Source organism: Pseudoalteromonas sp. S8-8, from assembly GCF_000497875.1.
Classification (GTDB): Bacteria; Pseudomonadota; Gammaproteobacteria; order Enterobacterales; family Alteromonadaceae; genus Pseudoalteromonas; species Pseudoalteromonas arctica.
Genome location: NZ_AUTR01000030.1, coordinates 14,503 through 39,213, shown reverse-complemented (window position 1 = coordinate 39,213; position 24,711 = coordinate 14,503). Strand labels below are relative to the sequence as shown.

Here is a 24,711-nt window from a genome sequence, read left to right as displayed (position 1 = left end):
TAATAAATTCGATGATAATTTATATCTGTAATAAGAGCTTTTATATACAAATACATACTAATTGTGTTGATTAAAATGTATACAAGTCTAGCTATATCTTCACTATTTCCAAACTTTATAATTGCAGCGTAAAAAAATAATTGGCAAAAAATTGATACAAAAGCATAAGCATAACGCTTTGTTAGAATAGACATACATTTTCTCCAGTTTTTGTTTGTCACATACTCAATTTCTGCAATAAGCCAGCCACATTTTTTCAAACGATCAAACAAGCATTTAATGTGTTTTAAATCAGGTTGTTACAACATTAAATTTATGAGTGTTTTAGAAGTATACATATTTAATGTGTAAAAAGTTTAAGAAAGAAATGATAGTTTAATAAAAGTGTAAAAAATGAAGACACTTTTCTACTTTTCTGCAAAAAAACTGTAATCAATACAGAACACATGCTCTGCATTTAAACGACTTTTGATAAGACACGATGACAAATGCAATAACCAATCGGCTCTATTTTTTATGGCCACTGAGTTGCCTGACGTCATTACGCACGGATAAAGCCACTTTACAGAATTGACTAAGTACTTTATTTCATTAGTCATAATCATTTTATTGCGTTTTCAGCATTTTGGAATCGCGATATATATGGGAATAATTGCCCACACACCAATGCACGATTCATGTATCAAAAAATGACTCGCATTACAAAAATCGGTATACACAGTTATACATATTATGTACTATCACTTTACTAGAATAATTGTTAAGTATGAGGTTTTTCATGAGTTCAGAAAAAGTAGCTAAAACTGATAGAGATTTTTATAATTTAAGTGTAGGCGCAACGAATCATAAAGAAGCACGTAATAGAAGATTGTTGAGTAATAACCAAAAACAACTTCGCAACTTTACTCGTAATGAAAGCAAAGACTATTTAGGTGTGCATGCGGCTACTATAGATAAATACACAAAATTAGCTAACATCGACCCTCGCAGACATGATGATTCTCAGTGGTCACTGGACTTAGAAGAAATATACAAGGTACGTGATCTAATGCCTCAAGATTTGAGAAAAGCGGAAAAATTCAACCGTGGATCAAATCAAAAACTCCAAGTAATCGCGATACAAAATCAAAAAGGTGGCGTAGCTAAAACAGCTACTGCAGCTACACTAGCTTCTTGCCTAGCAACAGAGTTCCATCAAGAATTTCGCATTGGCCTAATTGATATGGATGCACAAGCAACATTGACCACCTTTTACGCTACGAAGTCAGAGGCGTTGGGTGAGCTATCATCTGGTGATTTGATTACTGGGAACTATGAGCTAGACGAAGGTGAAACAAAGCAGCAAGTGATCTCAAATGCATTCTTACCAACAACAATACCAAATTTACGTATCCTACCGGCTGCACAATCAGATAGGGCTTTAGACAACTGGTTTCACGAACAAGTTATAAATAATAAAATTGAAAACCCGTATTCAATTTTAAAAAACATTATCAATGAAGTTGAAAGTGAATTTGATATAATTATCATAGATACCCCACCGAGCCTAGGCTTCCCAACGTATAATGCTTACTACGCGGCGACGGGTATTATCTACCCATTAGGTGTAACTGAAAGCGATATTGATGCCACAAGTTCTTACTTTGAATTTATTCAGCAAGTGTGGGCTATTTTAAAAAAAGCAGGTCATCCCGGCTTCGATTTTATGAAAATGTTACTTACTAATTTTAAAGAAGGCTCAACAACAACGACAGGATTGATGACTGGTTTGTGTGATGATTTCTCGGACTATTTATACTCAAAAGAGTTTAAAGCATCTGAGGCTGTTTCTAATTGCCAAGCATCAATGGCTACTGTCTTCGATATGTCCAAAAGTGAATACGACAAAAGTAAATCTTCATTTCTAAAAGCTCAAGTAAATGGGTATGAAGTAACAAGTCAGGTATATAGAGATATTGCAAAAGTATGGCGTGAAAGCAGTAAGGAGGAAAAATAATGGCAAAAAAACGTGGCTTTAACAATCCGACAGGTGGTGTACCAGGTGGAGAAGATGCGATAGTAGACGCAGCAATAAGTAAAATACAGCATCTATCAAAGGATCTAAAATCGGCAATTGAAAGCTCAAATCAAAATACAAATGCAGTGCTTAAAGAGTTCTTTGGTTTAAGTTCAGTTGGGGAAAGTAAAGTATGGACTTTGAAGTCAGGTAAAAAAGTAGAATTCACACCTGTTACATTGTCTTATGAAGAAGTACGCGATAATACCACCGTCACGTTTGAGGTTAACGGACGATTCCAAGACGATTTAACCCTTGAGTCATTACAAGATCTAAACTCAATTCTTACGCAACAATATACACCGGCCATTGCAAGGTTACTTGATGGGAAGATGGATATATTAGACGGCTCACGTAGGCGTGCCCGGTTTTTATATGAAGAAGGAGCGATTAAGGAGTTTCACCTTCTCGTTTCTAGCGAAGATATAAGCGTCAGTGATGCGAAAGCGTTAGCAAAAGAGCTTCAATCGGCAAAGGAGCATAGCTTAAGAGATATTGGTTTGCGTTGTCAGTTGATTAAAGATAATCACTTTAATGAGACTGGCGAAACCTTAAATCAAACTGCATTAGCAGAACAGCTCGGTGTTAGCCAAAGCTTAATAAGTAAAGCGCTCACTGCTGCTTCGGTAAAAAAGGAAATGCTAACGCTTTTCCCTGATGTGAACACGCTCGCTATTGCTGACTATAAACTTCTCAAGCAAGTGCAAGACGAACTTGAAAGTAACAACTTTCTTGATGGATTTATAGATGAAATCGAAACTGAAATTATTAGCATAGATGATAACCTTGCGGCCGATGAATATAAAAGTGCTGTTTTAACTCTTATTAAAAATGCAAACAAAAAACTTACTGCCAAACCGAAGGATAAAGCGGTTACAACTAAACTGTTTGACTGTAAGGGTAATCAAAGAACAGCTAAAAAAACTGAAAAGGGTAGAAAGGTAAGTTATACATTTGACAAAATTACTGAAGAGGCTAAACGAGAAATCGAAGAAGCTATAGTAGCGCTCTTGGAAAAACATAACCAATAACCTTGATAAAAACCTGCTGATTAGCAGGTTTTTTTGTGTTTTTTATACAAGAATTATTTATTCTTTATTTTTCTTGAAAACAATAACTTACAACAAAATATCGCAAATTATTCCAGCGATATAATACACGTTATTCCTTTACTTACTCTGTTCACCCTACTCTCTTAACAACCAGGTAATACCTCAGTTTACGGTATTTTGATTTTGACAACCTATAAACTAATATAAACCTTATCATAAAAAAATAAAAAGAAAGTAACTATGAAAAACGTAAAAATAACACCTGCTCACTCTATAGAAGCGAGTGCATGGGCTGATGCTCTTTTTTACGAATGGAACGAATCTGGAATACCGTTTGATGTAACCTGCTTCGACTCAGTGCCGCCAACGCTCAAAGAAGTGCATGAAGCCCTTTCTGTTACATTAGGTTATGCATCGTGGGATGAGCTTATAAAGCATGTATCATGCCCACATGAACCAATTTACATAACAGCAGAAAACAACGCCCATGAAGCTCTAGGCGAACGATTGTCGCGCTACATTAAGTATAATTACTCTCATGGCATGGTGCTAAACATGCTGGAAAATGCAGGCGTTGGATATTCACCGTCAGACCGAAGAGCGATACTTGAACTGACATCACCATGGGGGCTTATAGTAGAGCAAAGACAACTCGCAGATGGAATAATGGTTGTTAAGACTGCCGGGCATGGTGGTTTAAAACTAACGAAAGAGCGTGCTGATGCTATTCCCTCACATCTAACCCTTAATAGTGAATATTATGAAGAAGATGAGGCATTTGCACTTGTCTACCTTACATACCCGCAATTATTCCCGTCTGTTCAAGACAAAGCCAATGGATTAGGTAGGCTCAGTATATTTACATCGCATTCAGTGCCAAGAAAGAAAAACCAAGCCGAAATCGATTTTCTTGCTGAGTGCAATGTAAGCTTTGACCCTGAACTTGACTTAGTTTCTAAGCCCCACGTTGAGGATGAAGAGCTCAATAGGGATTTAACTGAAATGGAAAAACATGTTATTCGCTATCTAAGTGAATGCGTTCTCAGTAATAAGCGCCCTATCGCTATGCCCGATACTGAATACTTACCGTCATTAGCTGATTGGGTCGAGCGTTTAAATAGATTTCCCAGAATTGATGGAACTTGGAAGAAAACAGATAAAAACTGGAAGGAACATTTCTACACTGCTCCTGGTTTAGATTAGTGTTTATCAGATTGGTTTTCCGGCAGTAAAATTTAAGCCAAAAAAAAAGCGCCCAAAAGGACGCTTTAATTGAACAGATTTATTTCAAAATCAACTAGAAGACCTATTGGCTACAAAGTAAAGACCTCCAGCAAGTGTGCTGAATGTCACCAAAACCACAATTACCGTAGCTATTTGATAAATACTTGTGTCCATATTATTTGTCCTCTTTGTTATATTGCTTTGAAATAGTAAATGAAACGACAACCGCAGCTACAGAGCAAATTAATGCTCCTATAGCTTTAACTAAACCTTGAATTTGTAACTGGTGGCACACATCTGCAACTTGGCTTATGCAAACTCCAAAGGAATCTTCTAAAGCTCCTACAATTAAGCTGGGTATAAAACCAACTAATATAGCCATCAGAACAAGTTCAACAAGTATCTGGTCGAAGTTTTTCTTTTTATTACTCATTGCTTATCCTCATATTTGAGGGGGAGCAATCCCAAAAGGGAGAGCGACCCCCTTTTGGGTTAATGTTTAAGGCAATTATTTAATTGCCGGTGTTAATTCTCAAATTCAGATAGAGAATATATTTCGTATTGTTCTGCTAAATAATCTGCGTCACTCACTAGTTCAGTAAGATCATAGATTGGTTCTAAGAAATCATTAGCCTCATTGTAAACATTAAAAATCAAACCCGATAATGCTGGGTTGTTTTCTATCAACAATGCATCTAAATGCTTCAACTTAGTACGCGTTATTATTTCACCACATGAAGCAGCGCAGTATAAGTCACCCGCACCACTATCTAATGACTTTAAATCACTTGGTTTAATAATTTCACCACATACGTTAGCTGCAACAACATGAACAAACGTTGTTGCATAACCCGAAACAAGCTTTGTTTCGCACATAACACGCTCCTATATACGATATTTTGACAGAGTTAAAATATGTTTGATTTTACAATTTTAGATAACGCACTTTTAAGGTTTGAAACGCACTCTACATTCGTAAAGTATTTGTTATCTAAACCTTCTATGTTATCTCTAGTCATCCCCACACCTAATACAGCAATACTTATACCCAATATCTTTGCCAGCTCCAATGCTTCAATAAATGACCCCGGACAACTAGGCTCACCATCAGTTACGAGGAATAAGCACTTCTTATCTTCAGATTGGCGATTCAGTCTCATTAATGCAGACTTCATTGCCTCACCGCTTGGAGTGTATAAATCAGAACAAACTTGAAAGCGTTTTGCATCGATATATTGTTGGTTAAAAGGTTTTGCTATATATAGGCACATCTCAGACGAGTAAAAACCAATTTCATTTTTAACTTGTAAGCTTTGCAAACCCTTAGACATTGCTAATGCTACCGCGTTAGCAATCTCTTGATAGCCACCAGCCATAGAACCGGACGCATCAATTAAAATACTAATAGCGGCGCTCAGTTCGTTTTCTATAACAGGTGTTTTGAAAATGCGATCATCACCTAAAACTGATCCAACAAGTTTTTTGCTAGATAATTTTCGGCCACGATTTCTAAAACCATTCAACTCCTCTGTGTCATCAATTAACGCTCTGTGTAGGGTTCGGTAAACCGCCTTGCCAGCACTGGGTATTAATTCAGGGTTATTGAAAGGTAATCCCATCTCTCTCCATTTAGTCGTTACAGGTAACGTATTACTAAATATATCGCGAAGTTCGGAATCATCTTCAGAAGGGCTAAAGTTTTCTGCTTCTCGTCTCAATTCTTCGGCTATCATTTCATGAAAGTCAGGTACTTCAATATTATCGTCTTCGATAGCATCTATAACTGACTTAATTATTCGTGAAGTTTGATCACCGTTTTCTTGGTCCTCAACAGAGGCTTCATTTCCATTAGTATCCGTGCTTGAATCATCTGATTGTCCACCATCTGATTGCTCACCATTTGATTGCTCACCATTTGATTGTTCATCATCTGATTGCTCACCATTTGATTGCTCACCATTTGATTGCTCACCATTTGATTGCTCACCATCTGATTGCTCACCGTCTGATTGCTCACCATCTGATTGCTCACCATCTGATTGCTCATCATCTGATTGCTCATCGTCTGATTGCTCATCACTTTCTGAATCGTCGCTATCATCACCATTTTCAGGTTCTTCTTGCTCCTCTTCATCTGTACTTTTCATAAGCTCAATAACTTTCCAAGCCATATCTGCACAATCACGCGTACTACGAGTGTTTGTAATTCCATGTACTATTTCAGTTAAACTATCTATAAAGTTATTGTCATAGGTTGCTTTTAAATACGCTAAAGCTTGTTCAGCATATTGATCTAGACAAAGGTTGCCTGCACCAAGTACACGGCCTTTATATAAGCAGTATGTTAATACTAGTGATAACGGATTATCAGAACTCACAGGTTCACTAAACAAGCCTTTCTTAATTGCTATTAAAACAAGTTTTTCAAGGTTTAACTTAGCGCCTGGATACTCTGAACCAACTAACTTCTCCATTCGTGCATCTTCAAAGATATTGCATAAATTTGAATGTAACTTACTCTTAAAGTTGATTGAAAAACTGGTGTGTTTTTCATGGCCAATTTCATGATCAATATAACCATGCGTCATAGACACATAATCAGGATCAGTAAAATCGCCAAATGGAATATTAATTCTTCCACCACAACTATAAGCCGTACTACCACTAACAGTGACCTTAATACCTTCTCTGTCACTCATTAACTTTGATAATACTCTAGCTACTTTTATAACTCTGTTTTTTGATTTCATGGGTGGTTACTCTCCATAGGGGGTTTAACGGCTAAGCCGTATAGGGTTTTATTTAAGGGTTTATAGCCGGAGCTATTAGGTTCTATATCATCTGCTTTTCGTTTTACTGCTTAGAGAAACAATAAAATGAAAAATAGAGGACCAAAAAGGACTTCCCTTTTCAGTTCTCTATTTCTATATTTCCATTAGCAATTGATATACATGGCAAGATTTCATCGTTTGACATAAAGCCTAAAGGCTCAGTGACGTAAGTCACTGAACCCGACTTTAATTTGCACTTACAATAGCCACAAATTCCAGTTCTACACTGTGACTTGTGTACAACGGAGCCTTGTTCAAGACTCTGAAGTATTGTGCCTTTGCTTTCTACGCTGTGATGTTGACGCGACGAAGTGATGATTTTAATCATGAATAACAACTCCAGTATCAAGTTGAAATTCAGGCCTAAGAGCTGGTGGAAAACCATCAAAGCCCTTTGACTGATAAACATCATTCCAATCAATTTTATCAACACCTTCAGGACAATTTGGTACAAAGATTTCTGCATTTCTGCCCTCTTTTTCCAAACGTTCCTTCAAGCGCTTCGCTGCAGCAAGACCAGCCCCACTAGGTTCAATATCAGCCCAAATTAGGACAAACGTAACGTCATCTGGAAACTTTACAGCTTCCATTAAACGATCCGAAATACCGACCCACATAGGAGTTCCTGTAGCTTCACGAACACTAAGTGCATTTTCAATGCCTTCAGCTATACCTATAACTTTTTCTCCAAAACCTACGTCTCTTGGTTGGTCTAATTGAATAGAACAGCCTCGAACATCAGATATAGGCGCAAAAATCATTTTGCTGCGCATAATATCTGCCTTAACCGGTAGTTTTGTGTCGAGAAAAGTGCGGTGCATAGTGACAGGTTTACCGTTCACATCACGTACCATGGCAAGCATTCCGGGGAAATGCTGCCAATTTGTTTCATCGCTTTCCTTATATGCAAGTTTTGGATGAAAGCCCAAATCAGACATATTAGTAAGGTCCGAATTAATACCACGATTGCGAAGGTAATCTTGCGCATGAGTGTTCAAAATTGGCTTAGCTTGAGCTTTATTGTTCCTAAGAACTTTTTTAGCTTTTGCTAAGGCCTCTTCTGACGTTTTGTATGCGCTTTGTTGGGTATGCTTACGTTGTGCTTTAGCTGCATCTGATTCAGTAACTCGTGATAAGTCACCGCCGCAAATACGTATAATTTCATCTAAAGCCTGTGAGACAGAACACCCAACATACCAAGACACAACTGATATACCATCTGGTAAAGGCCCAACATCGTTATGATATGCCCCACCTGTATCTCTGTAGTCTCGAAACCATCTAAACTTAGTACGGCCACCACCGGTTAAAGGACAAGGCTGCTGCCTAATACCTTTTTCAAATGATTGCGCTAACCCATGGTAGTTTGAAAGAACACTTTCCCAACCGCCACTTTGGTCTACTAATGCTTTAACATGGTTAATTTTGTCGAAATTGTTGTAGTTCATAATATTACTTCCTCATATATCGAAATCACGGTGATCCCAATACATCCGAGTCTCAGGTGTATTGGTGATCACCGTGACCCGGTAAAAAGAAAGCTCGCCACCCAAGCGGGCAAAAGCGAGCTTGGATGGTGGTTATGCAGTTACTAGTTCACTACTCTCAATTCTTCGAGAACTATTAGTAGTGACTGATCTAACACCTACAACAATATCTTTACCTTCATGTTCAACTGTTTTAAAAACGTAATCTCCACGGACTACAGTTTTAATAGTTTTACCTTCAAGCATTTTCTTTAAATCGGTTTTCATGGTTACTCTCCAAAATATCTAAATTTGGGGTACAACCATGCCCAAGCGGGTAGGTGTACCCGCGTGGGTTTATATTCTTAATCTTTAAAAAAACTTTCCAAAAAAAGTGTTTTTAGGGAGTAAGCCACCAGCAAAAGCGCTAGGCTTTTACTGGTGCTAACAATTGATAAAATTAATTACCAACCATCAAAAGCAAAACTATCAATAGCCACATTCTCCTGCTGAACTATGAATTCAGAGTTAAATGGGTCACTACTTGATTGTTCTACTGCTTCTCCAAATGGGTTATCACTGAAAGGGTTATCTTCAGTGTTTATACTAGACTCTGCAATTAACGCATTATCCACTACTGGTACTTCTTCAACTTCCTCTATTTCTTCAACTTCGCTTAGCTCATCACCACCTTTTCCATAAGCAATAACTTTTGCTCTGTCACTCACAAGTGTCAAAAAATGACATACTTTGTGATAGTCACCACCCATTAAAGGGTATGTTAAAGGTAATTCATTTAGCACTTCAGAAAAGCGCTCAGCTACACGAGCAACAGTAGAATCCAAGAAAGATAAATTGACCAATTTATCGCGTAGAGCGAAAACTGGTTTTAACTTCTTGCTTGTTGCTTTTTCTGCCATAAGGAACGACTTTTGATAGATTTCCGCTGCTTCGTTAGAAATTTCATCAAACAAAGTTTGACTCGCTTCAACAGCCATAACATCTTCATCACCATCAAAAAGAGGTTGAATTGCCATTGGTGGGTGCACCTTGAATGTGAATCGACCAGCAAATTTACTAGCTTCATCTGAACATTTTCTAATATAGGCCTCTACAGGCTTATTATTTAAAATATGGTCTTCAATAGTGTTTTCATACTCACTTCTAAGGTTATGCACTTCAGCTTTAAATTCAGTATCAATTTCATTTAACTCTGTAATCAAATCATCTAATTGACTGATTGGTACAAGGGTAGCGCCTTTTGCAAAGCTAATACCTCGTTGATTAAGAGCGCGACGAGCTTGAGCTGAACACTTACTAACAAATCTAAGCTTTTCTTTCGGGAACCAGCGTAGCTTAGTACCTGAAAGCAACTCAGAGTCGAGCACTTGTCCATCTATTAACGATTTACTATCAGAGATAATACTTTCGCCACATGCTCCTTGAACTTCTACTGAAATTAAACAAGCGCCACTTTTAATGTCTAAATTGGCATTGTTTGCGGCTAGTTTAGAAGCTTCTTTTGCTGAATCGACTGTATATGTTTGGGTTGTCATGGTTACTCTCCGGGGGTTTGATAAATTCGGAGCATAACAACCCTGTTCAGGGGTATTATGCCCCTGTAGGGTTTAGGTTTAGAGGTGTTAGCCTCTATTTACAATATTCTAAGTTTCTAGTTTTGTGATCGAACACAAAGCTATTAATGGTAGTTAAATACCCATCATCCAGCTTTTCTTGAATACGATCTCTTGAAGAAACTTTACTATCTACTACTTGCGGTATCCAATAATCACCATAACGTTTGTTCTTTTTGTAAAAAACATAAAGAACATTGTTAAAGTGACCAATGGCCCAAAGTTCATCATTGCTTTTACTTAAAGTAATAACATCGAAAGACTCTGTTGGGTACGAAGACGGCCTACATGGTAGAAAGCCTAATTCAACCGCTTCTTGTCCTTTGTATTCAGTGCTGTGTTTAATCGTAAAGTGTGTAACAACATCATCAAGATGCGTATTGTTATCCACCCACTCTATATCACTAACTTTTCTGTATATACTATTAAGACCAGTAAATACTCCAACGCAACTAAATGTAACCGATAATCTCTTTCCATTAGCATTAGTACCGATAGACATTGCTTTAAATGAACCGTCTGGAAACTCGTGAGCTTCAAAAACGGAACAATCTAAACTGTCTGTCATATCGTAAAAACTAGCTACCGGTTTTATGGAAGAGCCTGTTACTTTTTTGCGTGTGAGGCAAAAACTTCTCCACTTGGTTTATCAAGATCTAAACCTAATAATCGCTGCAATACTGCATCAACTATTTCCTGGCTATCACTATCAACACCGCCTTGCATAGAGAAATCTAAGGCTTCGCGCCATTCCGCATCTTTACCAAATACCATCGTATGAAAAGCCCAATTAACCAATGTTCGTGTACTAAAAATACAACCGATTGGATCATCAATGCCTTTACCATCATCACCCACACGTAATTTTCTTAATTCGTTACCGACTAAGACCATCTTATGTGCGACAGCATATGGGATTGCAGGGAATTGCTTTTGTATTATTTTTAACTCTTGTGCTGGTTGTGGGTAATACGTTCTGTACCAACCGATACGTGAACGTAAGGCATCGTCTAACTTCTGTGAAGAAGTGTAGAACTCTGAGCCGCCCTCACCAGTCGTGTTACCTGTGGCAACGATACGACACAATGAGTGTTTAGTTAGTGTTTTTCCAATTTGCTCTATAGGCCAAGGCTTACCTTCCAGTAATCCATGAATCGCAGCACCAGTGTTGCGATTTACCTTATCAAGTTCATCAAAAATTACTAACCCACCGCTAGCGTAAGCTTTAGCAGCTGGACCAGGATTAAAAGGTGTTTCACCATTCATAAGAACTCGTGAACCCTCTAAATCTTCTGGCATTAAGCTACCGTGACACTTAACCATGTATACAGGTTCATTTAAGTGATCTGCTACAAAAAGTAACATTTCAGTTTTACCTGTACCTGTTTCACCATGCAAACCAAAAGTTTGAAGTTGAACAGGAGCCATCCACCAAGATAATAAGCGTTTAAGCGTCTTTTCTGTCGGAATGTAATACTTGTTAGAGCCTTGACAATCAGGGTGACGATTTTTACGACGAGTAAGAGTTCTTTCACCGGGAGTGAAAAAATCAGGAAAAATGCTATGTGCATCGACCTTCTCTAATTCGTTGTAGTTTACTTTTGCTGATTGAATTTCTGTTACGTTTTCTGCCGTGTTTGTGTTTGACATGGTTACTCTCCAAAAGGAATTAAGTTTTTTGGAGATAGATCTTCCCTATCAGGGAAAACTATCCCCGATTAGGGTTTTAAATTTAATCTTTAGAATTAAATTTAGGGTTTAGAACTTTTTATACAGTTGTTAAATTATGAAACGTAAATGCTTGATTCAGCCATTTTATCAATTTCATAATTCTCGTTATATGTTTGAACTGCTAAAGCATATGCTTCTATATACTTCCCATTAAAATCAGTTGATAGCTCAGTTAAAGCTTTGTCTATCTCACTAATATATAATTGGGGAACTACATCACCTTGCTCTAATGCAATCCAAACCAAAATATCAGTATTGTTAATAAATGAATTAAATTTAAGATATTTAGATGTAACTATCGCAGTGATAATTTCAACTAAGTTATAAGCAAATGCTTGCCTAAATACTAAATCTCTCATTTAATCTCTCCATCTATTTCAAATACACATGTAAGTACATTGTTTAGAGACTGCTTAGTATTCACTGTTAGGAACATAAGTAACTCCAGAACGAGTATATACAGATGATATTTCTAACATTTCTAATGCAAATACATTTACACCGCGAAGTCTAAGTTCATGGTAAATTCCTTTACGGAGTTCAACATGATCAAAGCCAAACGCTTTACAAATTAATGCAAAATAGTTAGAACTAACGAACTCAAGCTCGACAATTAAGTCTTCACTATCAATAGCAACATCACGCAGAATTTCTAAAGAACGATCAACCATCCATAAGCATAGTTTTTCAATTTCTTCATCTTGCCATTCAACATGAGATATACAGTTAACTGCATCAAGTTCAGGGTCGAACAAAGAGATAATTGAGTCTTCATAAGTGGGATTTCCCCGCTTAATTGCTTGCAATATATCTAAATCCAACGGGTGTTGAATTACATTTTCTCTATTCCAACTTGGTGACCACTGAGCATGTTGCTTAATAAGTTCACCTTTTTCGTGCATCGAAAGCCAACTAATTACTTTTTTATCAGTAACACCAAAACGTTTAGCACAAGCTCTAACAGTAGAGCCGTGGTGTTGTATACGATAAACGCATTCAATTTTGTCTAGGTGGTTAACTTTATTTTTCTTTGCATGGGTTTGCATGGTTACTCTCCGGGATATAAAAAACGGGAGTACATGCACCCCAAAGGAGTGAATAAATACTCCCGTAGGGTTTAGGCTGACGCCTTGGGTTTAATTTAGTTACGATTTAAGTGGTTGGACTTAAAAAGGAACTTTCAAAATACAAATAAACAAAACCAAACTTAAAGCACTAAACAAAACAAAGAATAAATATTGTTAGGGTTAGTCAATAAGTGAGTCGCGATAATCATAGTAATGAAGGAAATAAATATTACATTCAAAATTAAGATTTTCAGTACGGCGTGTGGTTTATGAAATGTTTGCTATGAAAGTGAGTTAACTAAAATGTGTGGAAAATAATGGTTTTAGCGAAGCAAATTCAACGAAGTTGAATTGGTGGCTAATGTCATTTTATTTGCCTTGGGTTTATTTAGTAACGATTTAAGGAAATAAACTTAAAAAGTGACTTTGAAATTGTAGAAATAAATTAAAACCAGAATTAATAACTAAAAGAAACAAAGAATTGTTAAGGATAGTTAGCAAGCATGTAGTGTTAATTGAAAAATATGAAAGGAATAAAAAATTATTACAGTCAAAACAATATAAGCATTACAACGAGTGGTTCAAATAAATAATTACGATTTAAAGTACGGTTACTAGTTAGGCATTAGGAACATTAATTAGCAAATTCAACGTGGTTGAATGGATTGCTAATGGTGTTTTATTTGCCTTGGGTTTATTTAGTTACGATTTAAGGGGTTAAACTTAAAAAGAGTCTTTTCTAAATTGGATAATTAAAACGGGAACTGCACTTAAAAGACCAAACGAAACAATAAAGTTGCTAAGATTGGTTAATAAGCCTGTTGTGCTTGTCATGGTAGATGAAATAAACATTAAGGATATAACATTCATAAGCCATATAAACAAAACAACGAGTCGCCCAAAGAAATTTTCGCTATGAAAAAGTTTTGAAACTAAATAGGTCGGCAGATAAATACATTTATTAACTAATCCAACGAGGTTGAAAAAATTACTAAAGATGTTTTTATTTGCCTTAGGGGTTAGTGCGCTTTTTTTAAAGTTTCGCATGAGTGGTTACTCTCCGTTTTTTTAATTTACAAATAGCAGGACTATTTGGTTGGGTTTGGGGTTGATGCCGTAGCATATGATTCATTGACCTAAAAAGGTTGAACCGTCGCGATACAGGGATGTAAAGCCGCTAAGGGTTATACTCCATGCAAGGAGTCGAAGTTAAAAACTTCAGTTAAAAAAAACGGTAAAAATTATTAAGGACATAACTAGGTAGTTATGTTTTCAATAAATTTTAAGCATGAAAAATACCAGATAAGCTAATGCTCACTGGGGGAGGGGGGTTGGTATTCATATTTAAATTCGTTTTGTTGGCTTAGCCAAACCGATCGCAGGTGCGAAAAGTGTTATCGCCGTAGGGATTTATTTTCGCCGTAGCGAAAGGGGGTTTATCGCCGTAGCGATTTATTTTCACCGTAGCGAAAATGGGTTTATCGCCGTAGCGATTTATTTTCACCGTAGCGAAAATGGGTTTATCGCCGTAGCGATTTATTTTCACCGTAGCGAAAATGGGTTTATCGCCGTAGCGATAATTTGAATATATAACGCATTTACTTTTTTTACAATGCTTGTACTGTTTTTTATTTAAAAAATTGAAGCAAGGTCAAATAGTTTTCTGACCTCGCTGATAAAAGACTACTTCCGTTTAAAGAAACGCCTAATCTGGCTGCATTTCTTCAATAAATTGCGAGTGCTTCCCATGGCGATAACTTATATGTAATCGTGATTCAGCCCTAGTGATGGCCACGTATAACAAACGCCTTTCTTCCTCTAAAAATGCTAACTTACTGTCCTCATTGTCACTATCGCCTCTAAATTTTGTAGGCACTCTATTTTTTTCAACATCTATTATCCATACTTTTTCCCACTGAAGTCCTTTTGAGCCATTCATAGTGGCCAGTATCACCTTATCTTTATCGCTATGGTCAATTTCGTCTTTCATCTGCATAAGGCGAATCAAAGCTGACACCCTCATTCTTAGTGACCCGCTATAACCTTGTAGTCGGTCAGAAACTAACCGTAGTTTATTAACAGCGCGTTCGTGATCCTTTGATATTACTGATGCAATATTAAAAACTTTACTTATAAACTCATCAATTCCTTCTTCATCGTCATTACTAGGTATGTTTTTGGCCAAGTCCAAATAAATATTTAGGTTTTTGTTTTCCGGCAATGATAATGAGCTAACCTTATTTATATCGCCAACCTCAACAACATGCTTATGTGTTTCGCTAATAACATTATTTGGTACACCTATAAAGCTAAGTGCATCATCAATAAATACCATGCTTTTCGGGTTCGATAAGCTTCTGTATAAGCTGACTAAGCCAACAATCAATGGTGACTCCCATATAGATTTACCACCAATCCTCTCAACAGGAATATCTAAGTAAACTAATTCTTCCTGCATCAAATCCAATAACTTATTGGTTCGAGCTAACACTGCCCAGCCTTTAGGGTTTTGAGCTATTTCTAGGGCTACTACGCCTTGGCATTCAAACGGTACTGAAGTTTTGCTCATAATGACTTTATCAGGTTTATTGGCGTACACTTTTTGATTAATGAGGTTAAGGTAGTTTTCAATTGCTCTGCGGTAATGCCAAGATAATCCACTTGGTACGATTCTATTTATAATAGTTTCTTTTTTGTATTGGTGGATACGTTCAGGATCAATTTTAAGGGCTTTTTCAATATCTAAACGTGCATAATCTTTGAAAACGACTCTGCCACCCGGATCTTTTGCAGAGTTCATGCTTTTTGGCATTCGCTCTACATTATAGTCAATGAGCTCTGCTGCATACGCCAATATCTCAGGTGCACATCTAAAACAAATACTTAAAAGGAAAGCTTTGGCTTCAAATTCTTCTTGGAATTTAACCATGTTTTTGTAACCAAAACCGCCACGCCAAGAATAAATGGCCTGGTCATCGTCTCCCACGACCGTAAAGGATCTATTCTCTTTTTTATTCTCTTTTATCCAAGCATATTCTATTGCTGACGTATCTTGAAATTCATCCACCAGCATGTGAGTAAAATCCAACGGCTCAATTTTCTTAGCACTTAATGCAAAAATAAGCTCTATACTCAATGTCGTTAAATCAACTTTTTTGTACTGCCAGAGTGCTTGAAGATATTTCATTGAAATTTCTGAAAGCTCGCCAATATCCCCATTTGATGATAGATACTCTACAGGGAATTGTGTATCTAAAAATTGTAGATTTTTTTCATCTGTACCTACAGCACGACGTTTAAATGAATCGTGTGTTGGTCCCATTATTAAACTACGCCCATCTAATAGCGGTCGTGCATGGTCAAGTATTAATTTAGCAAACGTTCTTATATCTATTCGCTTTAAGTCATTTTCACTGATCAATTTTGAAATTCGATGCTCTGTTTCCTTTGTAGATGAACGAGTAAAAGTAACCATTATTAGTTTATTAATTTCATTAGCCTTTATAATCTCACTGGCCAGTTCTATTGATAAATGGGTTTTCCCACTTCCGGGTAAAGCGAGTACAAGTTTGTTTTCGTCTCTGTGTACAACTACAGCGTTTTGATCGTTTGTTAATGCCATATGTAATCTTACAAGTGCCTAAAACATGCATTCTATTATTTCCTGTCCAGTAGCCTAAATTTTACAATAGGTAAAAATGACCTCTGTAAATTCGAAGTAGGGTAAATATGTATATGAACAAATACAGTCGCATTCTTGGTAGACGTATCAAATCACAAAGAGAGAAGCAGTTACTTTCGCCAGAAACTGTTGCCACAAAATTAGATGTACAAGTAAGCGATTACCTAAATTGGGAAAGTGGCAAGGCAAAACCGCAAGAGCGTCAACTTATTAAATTGTCTTATATATTGCGAAGTCATGTTTCTCAATTTAAAACAGGACTGGTATTGGATGGATTACAGCCATGATTAAAATTCAAACAGTGGGCAAAGAGGATTTTCTTTGTTATAGCCTTGACCAACTTTCACAAGCAATAAACAAAGTAGCTGGTTGCCATGCTTCAGTTAAGTATCGCCAGAAAAGTGGGCTTAGTAGAGTTTTGTATTTGACAGTAACCGCTGGTGGCGTAATTAAAGATACCTATACTGAAAAAGTATACGAAATAGAAGAATTGTGGCGATTGCACCTAATATAATCAATAATATTGAGTTCAATCAGTAGCCTATTTATACAAATATGTTTTAATACATGCAATTAAACATTTGGATTAAAAAAATGAACTTCATAAAAAAATCAATCTTAGCACTATCTACGCTTTCATTGGCAGCTTGTATGTCTACTCAGCCACCTGTTATAACAATGGAATCAAATGAAGTTTATCAATTTGACGATGATGCTAGCTTTGCATTAAATGTGGCTCAAATGACACGTAAAACCGCAGGTTTATCTGATGTAGCGTTACCAGAAGAAGCGCAATTCAAAGCAAATGGAGCATTAGTTGGGGCGGAATACGCTATGTCTTTCCTAACTGGTGGCTTAATTGATTTAGCTGGGAGCATGGGTGCTCAATCAGAGGCAGACAGAGCCTTTAATTGGAAACCTATGCTTGTTTTTTTAGGTGATTTAGATAGCCCAAACGTCGATGCTGACGCAGTAAAAGTTGTAGAATCTGAATTAACAAAAACTTTTGAAAACATCGAAAACTCTAATTACATTGGCATTATGAGGCTTAGTGCTGACGGCAGAGATAACAACTTTATGTTTATGTTTGATGGAGCGCTGTGTGATAAGACAGGGCAGCCAAAATTAAAGTATGATCTTGCTAATAACTCAGGACAATTCATTAACGTAAAACGTGAATACGAAGGCTCATGCGCTACGCCAGTAAACGTAGAAGTAACTGGAAAGGTAAACTATGAGGGTGAGCAACAAAGTGTTATTACAGTAACCTTCCATGGCGGGTATGCAGGTTTTACTGATATGGCTATTGCTACTTCAGGCTTTGCGGTAGTACCACAAACATTCGGTCGTTGGGGTAGTGGGGTTAAATACACTGTTCCAGCCCCTTACGTAATCCATAACAATACAATGCATTTATTCACTAAAGAAAATTCTTCTTTTAAATTAAACAAATAATTATTCTGAATTAGATATTCATTTTTCTCTAGTTGCCAGCCTATTAGGCTGGCATTTTAACATCCTAAAGAATATCAGCCGCCTTCCTCACTACCAAGTGTAAACCCGAACTCACAAATTTGTGGACGCGGGTACTTTGAACAATCCAATGGTTCGTTCATTTTTTCCTTAATAGCCTTTGCTCCCTCAGCTGCATTGCTTGTTCTTTGTAGAGTCCTTTCAGTGGGTGTCTCTCTGTATTCAGTGTTTTCATACCTACCACCAGCGCTTAAATCATCTTGATTCGACTCGGGTATTAAATTTGACTCAATCATTACGCCAATCCATTCACTTAGATCAATTTGATTGAAGTCTAGTGCTTGTAATTCCTCATGCGTTAGCCCTGAGCACTCAGTCATATCTTTACCTAGTAATACATGAGCTTGCTCCATAACTATTCGACTTAAAATAGAGCCATAACAACAATAATCCTGCCTTTTCATATAGCAAACACCTAAGCCTTCTTTAGCGCAATATTTATCCTCCACCGCATAGCATTGACGCATTTCAAGTTTAAGTGCCGTATCACTGTCAACTTCATCACATGCAGTTAATAATGAACCAACCAGTTGTGCTAGTTGATACATAGAATACCAAAACATTACCGCACCCAAAAAGTTAGCGGCACTTGCCATCCCATCACTTAAACCAGTTACAACCGCATCACTTCCCGCCTCAGTTGACACAGCTGTTGAGAACATAAGTTTACCCAACTCTTCTGGCAACGCGTCATAAATAAGTTGATATATATATTGTGTCATAGGACCTAAGCCAGCTTCAGCTACAGTTGAAGCTGCTGCTCCTGCAGAACCGCTAGCCGCACCCGGTACAGCGGTTGCAACATTGCCCGTAACGGTTTCCACGGCACTGGTATAAAATGAACTAAGACTTTCCCAAGCGTTTGTAGAAGTCACCGAGTCAGATACCGTAGTCCATGCACCATTAATGGCTTCTACAGCGGGTTCAGAAAATACCCCTCCCATTTGCTGATTTTCAAACTTGAGCATCATTTGTGTCATGTTTAGGTAATCAAGAAAGTCGATACCTTCTGGTGCTTCGCAGCAATCATTACCCCAGTCTGAAGCGGTAGCCCATGAGCAATATTGCCTTTCACCTTCAAAAATACGACAGGTTGATAAATCGCCCGGCACATCACACGAAGCTTCACCTGGTATTTGTTCCATAACGTTTGCTATGGCCGCAGCTTTAAGGAAGTTTTCGTTTTCTTCTTTTTCACCCCAGCTACATTCACCACCTGAACATGGCAACATGCCTTCACATGATGATTCAGTTGTCTCATATTCAAAGTCAACGTCATAGCCTGTGTCACACTCATAGGTTACTGTTTCATTTACGCAGTAATTCCAACCGTCAATCGTAAAACCTTCTGTACACTCTGTTTTAATTTCGACGCATTCATCTTTTTCTTCATAAGTTCCACACGTTCCTCCTGTAGATTGAATTTCGTCCCACGATCTACACACCTCATCTACCGAGCCATCGGGTTGCTCTACGTTAGTACATACTTTTTCACCTTTAAAGGGATCGCATGTATATCCATCTAAGTTAACTTCCCACGATATATTTTCTATATCGCCGTCATACCATGGCAGGGTAGAGGCTAGCATTTCTTCATCATACCCCTGTAAGCCACCTTGTATTGTCTGGTAACCAGTAAACGTACATTGTCCATTTACTTCAAATTCTCCCGTGATTGGATCAGGTGGGAAAGAAGTTAGTCCCTTTGTTTTTTTATCTTCACTTGAAAGCGCGTCATAGCATCCCTCTGGAATTTGAGTATCTTCACCAAGCTTACCTACAAATCTATATTTTGCTTGAGCGTTTAGAATCCATTCAGTGTCACCATACTCATCTGTTTTATCTTCAATGCTAATAATACCCACCAAGCCATTTGCACAGCTTGGCGCTTGAAGCTCAGTCATTATCGTAGATTTATCAATTTTTCCCGGCAAGCTTGTCCCTTCCCAAGTATCTAGTGTAACCCGGCTAAAAACTGCATCTGGATCAGTTGCACACATGTTCTTAAAGGCATCATTTGCAGCTACGTTAAAATCAAAAGCAATCGAATCCGTTGGTTCTATAGCTTTAACTATTCCTGTTTGAAGATTAAACTCTACCGTTAATATATTTCGCCCTTTACCTGCAACAGTAAGCACTGCATCTGAAATTACAGGCACTGCTCGCTTTACTTGGCAATGAAATGGATTATCTTTTTGTAGCCTTTGGCAAAACCTCTCTTCAATATTTGGGGCATATAAATTTCCACTTTTAGCGACAGTTGTTGAGCCACATGAATCAAAGAAACCAGCACCGCCAGTTTCTAATTCATCTAATGTTGCATAGCTTTGTGCCATTATTGCATCTGGAACAGTTTGTTGTGCGCCCGATTGGGCATTACTTAAAACTGTTCGATAAGCAACAGCTTCGCCTGTATTGTTAGCCGTTGAGCTAAGTCTCGCATTAGAATCACGGCCAGCTTGATAAAAGGCATCTTCATCTTCATACGTTCCTTCACCTTCCCATTTTGTTTGTCCGTGATTTAATTCAGAAGAATATATTTCGTCTGCTGATACGCTAACAGGTGAAAGTGAAGAGTCTGCCCCTGGCTTAAGCCTTACTTTGATTGCACCACTTGAATCGCGGTACGTTTCAAAAGCTCGGCTTTTGTTTAACTTAACATTTACGTCATTTGTAGTGGGGTCAACACTGGGCATTATTTGGGTTGAGCTAACGGCATTTGCATTCTTCACTGCCGTCGTCATATCCGCATTTGAGCCTGTTGTACCTTTTATATCAACCGTGTTGGTCCTTGAGTTAGACTTGAGGATCATAGTCTCAAGCTGACTTGTCATATCCCTTGAAGCTCGAGGTACTACATCATAGGTTTTGCTTTCTAAATTATGGCGATATGGATTACTAATATCGTACTTATTATCTAAGTCCTTTAGTATTTTGTCTTCATCTTGAGCGTAACTTGATGTTGAGTATGTACCTAAAAGCATACCTACCGTTAACGCACTAGAATTTACTAGCATCGTGGAAATGATCAGTGAACCATATACACCTATATTTTTTAACATTACTCACCACCCTCTGTGCTGCCAGAACCACCACCACCCGGTAAATCTCTTACACAACAATCACGATAGTTCCAAATTAGGTATAAAAACGTTTTATCTTTACCTGGTCGTTTTCTTCCACCAACGGGAACACACCAACGCGCTGTTGACATTCCCATAGGATGACAGCAGTTTTCATACGCCTCTATGCTCTCACCTTCACCCGCTTGCACTTGAATAGAATCGGGACCAGTAAGTTCATCATCTACTTCAAAATTAGGTACTGGTGTAGTGCTTGACTCAGGTATTGGATACAACATAGAGAATTTATACTGAGATCTAGGTGTCATTGGTGCCCATGTAGGCTCACATTGCGCTTCAGGCCCCATAGTCTTTCGAGCTAAACCTTTACGATGTAGAGATGCGATTGCTCTTTGCGATATTAATGAAGTTGCTGCAACTTGGTCAGGTTGAGGATATACAAAGCCTGTTAACGGGTATAAATTTCCATCACAACCGGCACAAGGAAATGAGGACTCAATTGGTGCATCAGCTGTTGCGCGAACACAATCTAAAGAGCAATAAGCTTGTGCAATTGGATTAGAAAATATAATTGCTTCTGGATTTAACAGAAGAGCAAGTAAATCATTGTGCCACAATGGATCAACTTCGCTCAGGTACATTAAATCAAAGTCAACGTATTCAGAGCTACATGAGGGCATAACAAACATTTGTAGCATCACCATTATTGGGTATGAATAGTAATGATATTGATAAAAGCCACTCGTTGAGCGAGTGCCATCTTTAGGCGCTTCGTTTGAGTGACCAAGACCCTCATAACTATTTTGTAGCCTAATACCTCCCAAACCACCGCTACACCAAGGGATAGTAGTAACTTCAATTACTCGCTGTGGCTGCCAAAAAGCAAGAGGCCAACCAATTTGAGGAACACCGGCTCTATCTTCACACGCACAAACAGGAGAGCGGGGTGCCGCACCGTCTGGAGGATTGCCAATACCAAGTAATGAAACGTTATCTAAAAAACAATCCCAGCAAATGCCTGTAAATACACTCGTAAATAAGTTTGCATCTTCACAAATCACAGATGAAGCGCCTACACCGTCGGTACTTGCAGCAGTCCCACTAGGAATTACATCTTCAGCCTTTGCCGTACAAGCTATAAGTGCTAAAAAGAATAATGCTGTATACATTATATTTTTGGTCATTCCACTTTTGTTTTTGTTACTGTTTTTAATATTAAAGAATGACATTAAGCCCCCCTCAAATCATTGAGCATTGCGAGCGCCCAGTTAACACCAACAACTATGTAGGAGTATGCTTGCTTGGCAACATCAGGGTATGTGTAAGTTATCCAAATACCGACGGCCACGAAAAATAAAGCGGGTATAATTTTCATTTATCTTCCTCATTAATATCGAATTGTGTAACGTGAAGCATTGATTTTTGTAAATCAGTTTTAACGACTGCTGGTAGGGCGGATAGTTGGAATCGAGATGCCAGCTCTTTTGGCATTAAAAATATTTTTTGTTTAAACTGATTTTGTAGCGCTTCAATATGTGCCCAACCTTTTTGCTTACTCACTTGTGAAGTGATTAACATCAGTTGGCCAACCGTATTCATTTCATTTAACTTTTTCGACACCCATTCAACTTGCTTAATATCAGTTGCATTAAATATAACTGTCGTAAAGCCAACACCATGTCCTTTAAGTGGGTTCATTACTGAGCCTTGCTTAGCAATCAGTTCGCCACGCGGTGTGCTTATATCTTTTGATGCAGATATTGTTGGATCAATTAACCATTCTTCGGTGCTGGTGGCTCTAGGGAGTGGGGTATAATCTTGTCGTGACCAAAAACTATCAATTGTGCGCTTACGCTGAGCTTTCCAATCATAATTAGCCATGCGCTCTTTCATTTCATCAATAATGCTTTTTTCTATAACTTGGCTAACAGGACCTGTTACACCGTAATTTACGCTTTCATTTTGATTTTTATATTCCGTTTCTAACCAATCAAAGCTGGTCACACCCGAGGCAATGATATATCTATCAAGTTCACGATAAAGAATCGTAGGAACTGAATTTACATCGTACTTTTTAAAGGCTGTTGGGTTAAAGCGCACAATAGGAGGTTCTTCAATGCCTTGCACAATTTCGCGCAGTAACATCATCGTTTCATTAACCATTTTATGTTGTGGGTGTAACCCATTTACATAGACCTCAGCCCCTTCCTTTTTGGCTAAGTAGATAATATTTTTTATTGTTTCTCTGTCCATTGAAAAACTAATAAATATAGCTTTTTCATTGGCTTCATTTTGGCGTGATTTTGGAGTATCAGCACTTGCATTAAAGTGGCTAGCTTGTTCCTTTGTTAGTCCTGCATGCTCATGTAACGCACGCTCAAGAGAGCTGGTGGATTGCTCACTAAGCATTTGCGCAGAGGCTCGATATTGTTCAACTTGCTTGTTAACCGTTTCTTTATCAAAAGCGTCTAACCAGCCTTTTGCCTTCATTTCTTCTGTTTTAGCTTTAACATTATCAATCGCTACTTTCATTTGTTCACGTTGCGCTGGGGTCATCTCGTGCATTGAACTATTGCTGCTATCTGGCAGAGCGAAATCACCTTTATTCTGAGCAGCTTGTCTAAATTTCTCCTTCATACTTTCAGGAATTTCAAACGGGGAATTATTCAGATCAATAGATTTGACTGCATTGGCAGCATCTTGCTTTACCTTTGCTGCATGTTCTTCTGCAGTTTGTGCGTGAGCGCCACATGATAAGACAACGATTAAAGTCATTAATTTAGAAAATCGCATAAGCTGTTCCTTTAATTTGTTCTTTCTTAAGAGGCCCCCAAAAGCGCCCGTCAAAACTGTTAATAGTCTCGCCAATCATGAATACTTCATCATTTTCAAGTTGAATTACTTTTGTATAATCTTCAATTTCGCCAATACTGTTATCAGCTAAATTTAATGCGGTTATGATGTGTCTTAGTGACAAAGAAAACTCTGTTAAATTGTCTACCACAACTTTATTTTCCTCGACTGACACGACGCTATTAGGCATAGCTGCAACTTTTTTGATCCAACGTAAACCCGTTGGGTAGAATTGATTTTCAACATTCATTTCAAAATAAGCTAAATCGCCTTGTTCAATGTCTATATCCCACTTATCTATTAAGAAAAAAGACGCGTTAAGGCACGCACTCTGCCCCGGCGGGTAAGCCAGCGTGTACCGAGAAGAAAAATATATAAAATAAAATATGAATGAAACTGCAACAAAAATTGCTGAAACATGCTTTTTCATTTGGGTCGCCCTTGATAATTTTCTCTATTATCAAGCATGAAAATTGAAAGGTTAAAAAATAGAGAGTAC

22 protein-coding genes are annotated in these 24,711 nt (G+C 37.8%); 6 read left to right on the top strand and 16 right to left on the bottom strand.

Going from position 1 to position 24,711, the window contains the following annotated elements; genetic code table 11:
• Positions 1-778: 778 nt before the first annotated feature.
• The 3 genes from L659_RS0109030 (at position 779) to L659_RS0109020 (ending at position 4,311) form a co-directional block, all read left to right on the top strand.
• Entirely contained in the window at positions 779-1,996 is a 1,218-nt protein-coding gene (locus L659_RS0109030; RefSeq protein WP_024590316.1) for a ParA family protein, read from the top strand.
• Entirely contained in the window at positions 1,996-3,087 is a 1,092-nt protein-coding gene (locus tag L659_RS0109025; RefSeq protein ID WP_024590315.1) for a ParB family protein, read from the top strand. The genes L659_RS0109030 and L659_RS0109025 overlap by 1 nt, the downstream gene beginning before the upstream one ends.
• Before the next feature lie 378 nt (positions 3,088-3,465).
• The gene (locus tag L659_RS0109020) at positions 3,466-4,311 is read left to right on the top strand and encodes a DUF7007 domain-containing protein (RefSeq protein ID WP_155945839.1); all 846 of its coding nucleotides are present in this window, start codon (positions 3,466-3,468) and stop codon (positions 4,309-4,311) included.
• A 196-nt stretch (positions 4,312-4,507) separates the two neighbouring features.
• Here L659_RS0109020 and L659_RS0109015 read toward each other — a convergent pair whose 3' ends face one another.
• From L659_RS0109015 to L659_RS0108965, 12 genes are all read right to left on the bottom strand, one after another.
• A complete protein-coding gene (locus L659_RS0109015) occupies positions 4,508-4,765 on the bottom strand; it encodes a hypothetical protein (protein ID WP_024590313.1) in 258 nt (85 codons plus the stop codon).
• A 92-nt stretch (positions 4,766-4,857) separates the two neighbouring features.
• Positions 4,858-5,208 carry a hypothetical protein gene (locus L659_RS0109010; RefSeq protein WP_024590312.1) on the bottom strand — a complete coding sequence of 117 codons (351 nt, stop codon included), beginning with the start codon at positions 5,206-5,208 and terminating at the stop codon, positions 4,858-4,860.
• A gap of 32 nt (positions 5,209-5,240) precedes the next feature.
• Positions 5,241-7,082 carry a hypothetical protein gene (locus L659_RS0109005; protein WP_024590311.1) on the bottom strand — a complete coding sequence of 614 codons (1,842 nt, stop codon included), beginning with the start codon at positions 7,080-7,082 and terminating at the stop codon, positions 5,241-5,243.
• Positions 7,083-7,242: 160 nt separating this feature from the next.
• Positions 7,243-7,491, bottom strand: coding sequence for a class I ribonucleotide reductase maintenance protein YfaE (gene yfaE, locus L659_RS1000000124105; RefSeq protein WP_033027823.1), 249 nt, complete (start codon positions 7,489-7,491; stop codon positions 7,243-7,245).
• Positions 7,484-8,611 (bottom strand): DUF7146 domain-containing protein, encoded by a 1,128-nt coding sequence (locus L659_RS0109000; protein ID WP_024590310.1) that lies wholly within the window; start codon positions 8,609-8,611, stop codon positions 7,484-7,486. The genes yfaE and L659_RS0109000 overlap by 8 nt, the downstream gene beginning before the upstream one ends.
• A gap of 132 nt (positions 8,612-8,743) precedes the next feature.
• Positions 8,744-8,917 (bottom strand): hypothetical protein, encoded by a 174-nt coding sequence (locus tag L659_RS1000000123700; protein WP_155945838.1) that lies wholly within the window; start codon positions 8,915-8,917, stop codon positions 8,744-8,746.
• A 176-nt stretch (positions 8,918-9,093) separates the two neighbouring features.
• Positions 9,094-10,185 (bottom strand): DUF3150 domain-containing protein, encoded by a 1,092-nt coding sequence (locus tag L659_RS0108990; RefSeq protein WP_024590309.1) that lies wholly within the window; start codon positions 10,183-10,185, stop codon positions 9,094-9,096.
• Positions 10,186-10,279: 94 nt separating this feature from the next.
• Positions 10,280-10,831, bottom strand: a complete 552-nt coding sequence (locus tag L659_RS0108985) for a hypothetical protein (RefSeq protein ID WP_024590308.1) — start codon at positions 10,829-10,831, stop codon at positions 10,280-10,282.
• 38 nt (positions 10,832-10,869) lie between these two features.
• The gene (locus L659_RS0108980) at positions 10,870-11,913 is read right to left on the bottom strand and encodes an AAA family ATPase (RefSeq protein ID WP_024590307.1); all 1,044 of its coding nucleotides are present in this window, start codon (positions 11,911-11,913) and stop codon (positions 10,870-10,872) included.
• 134 nt (positions 11,914-12,047) lie between these two features.
• Positions 12,048-12,353 (bottom strand): hypothetical protein, encoded by a 306-nt coding sequence (locus L659_RS0108975; protein WP_024590306.1) that lies wholly within the window; start codon positions 12,351-12,353, stop codon positions 12,048-12,050.
• Between the two features lie 54 nt (positions 12,354-12,407).
• A complete protein-coding gene (locus L659_RS0108970) occupies positions 12,408-13,040 on the bottom strand; it encodes a hypothetical protein (protein ID WP_024590305.1) in 633 nt (210 codons plus the stop codon).
• A gap of 1,726 nt (positions 13,041-14,766) precedes the next feature.
• The gene (locus L659_RS0108965; protein WP_024590304.1) at positions 14,767-16,683 is read right to left on the bottom strand and encodes a UvrD-helicase domain-containing protein; all 1,917 of its coding nucleotides are present in this window, start codon (positions 16,681-16,683) and stop codon (positions 14,767-14,769) included.
• A 113-nt stretch (positions 16,684-16,796) separates the two neighbouring features.
• On the opposite strand from L659_RS0108965, the gene L659_RS0108960 reads away from it, so the two are divergent.
• The 3 genes from L659_RS0108960 to L659_RS0108950 all read left to right on the top strand — a co-directional run bounded on the left by L659_RS0108960 (position 16,797) and on the right by L659_RS0108950 (position 18,198).
• Complete coding sequence (locus tag L659_RS0108960; protein WP_158001141.1) at positions 16,797-17,030, top strand: helix-turn-helix domain-containing protein; 234 nt, start codon at positions 16,797-16,799, stop codon at positions 17,028-17,030.
• Positions 17,027-17,257, top strand: a complete 231-nt coding sequence (locus L659_RS0108955; protein WP_024590302.1) for a hypothetical protein — start codon at positions 17,027-17,029, stop codon at positions 17,255-17,257. Before L659_RS0108960 ends, L659_RS0108955 begins: the two co-directional genes overlap by 4 nt.
• An 80-nt stretch (positions 17,258-17,337) precedes the next feature.
• On the top strand, positions 17,338-18,198 hold the full coding sequence (locus L659_RS0108950; RefSeq protein WP_029753599.1) for a hypothetical protein: 861 nt from the start codon (positions 17,338-17,340) through the stop codon (positions 18,196-18,198).
• A 74-nt stretch (positions 18,199-18,272) separates the two neighbouring features.
• Here L659_RS0108950 and traN read toward each other — a convergent pair whose 3' ends face one another.
• From traN to L659_RS0108925, 4 genes are all read right to left on the bottom strand, one after another.
• Entirely contained in the window at positions 18,273-21,338 is a 3,066-nt protein-coding gene (gene traN / locus L659_RS0108945; RefSeq protein WP_024590300.1) for a conjugal transfer protein TraN, read from the bottom strand.
• Positions 21,338-22,588: a TraU family protein gene (locus L659_RS0108940; RefSeq protein ID WP_024590299.1), complete on the bottom strand. Its 1,251-nt coding sequence runs from the start codon at positions 22,586-22,588 to the stop codon at positions 21,338-21,340. Before L659_RS0108940 ends, traN begins: the two co-directional genes overlap by 1 nt.
• Before the next feature lie 142 nt (positions 22,589-22,730).
• The gene (locus tag L659_RS0108930; protein ID WP_024590298.1) at positions 22,731-24,152 is read right to left on the bottom strand and encodes a TrbC family F-type conjugative pilus assembly protein; all 1,422 of its coding nucleotides are present in this window, start codon (positions 24,150-24,152) and stop codon (positions 22,731-22,733) included.
• Entirely contained in the window at positions 24,139-24,642 is a 504-nt protein-coding gene (locus L659_RS0108925) for a S26 family signal peptidase (protein ID WP_024590297.1), read from the bottom strand. The genes L659_RS0108930 and L659_RS0108925 overlap by 14 nt, the downstream gene beginning before the upstream one ends.
• Between the last annotated feature and the right edge of the window lie 69 nt (positions 24,643-24,711).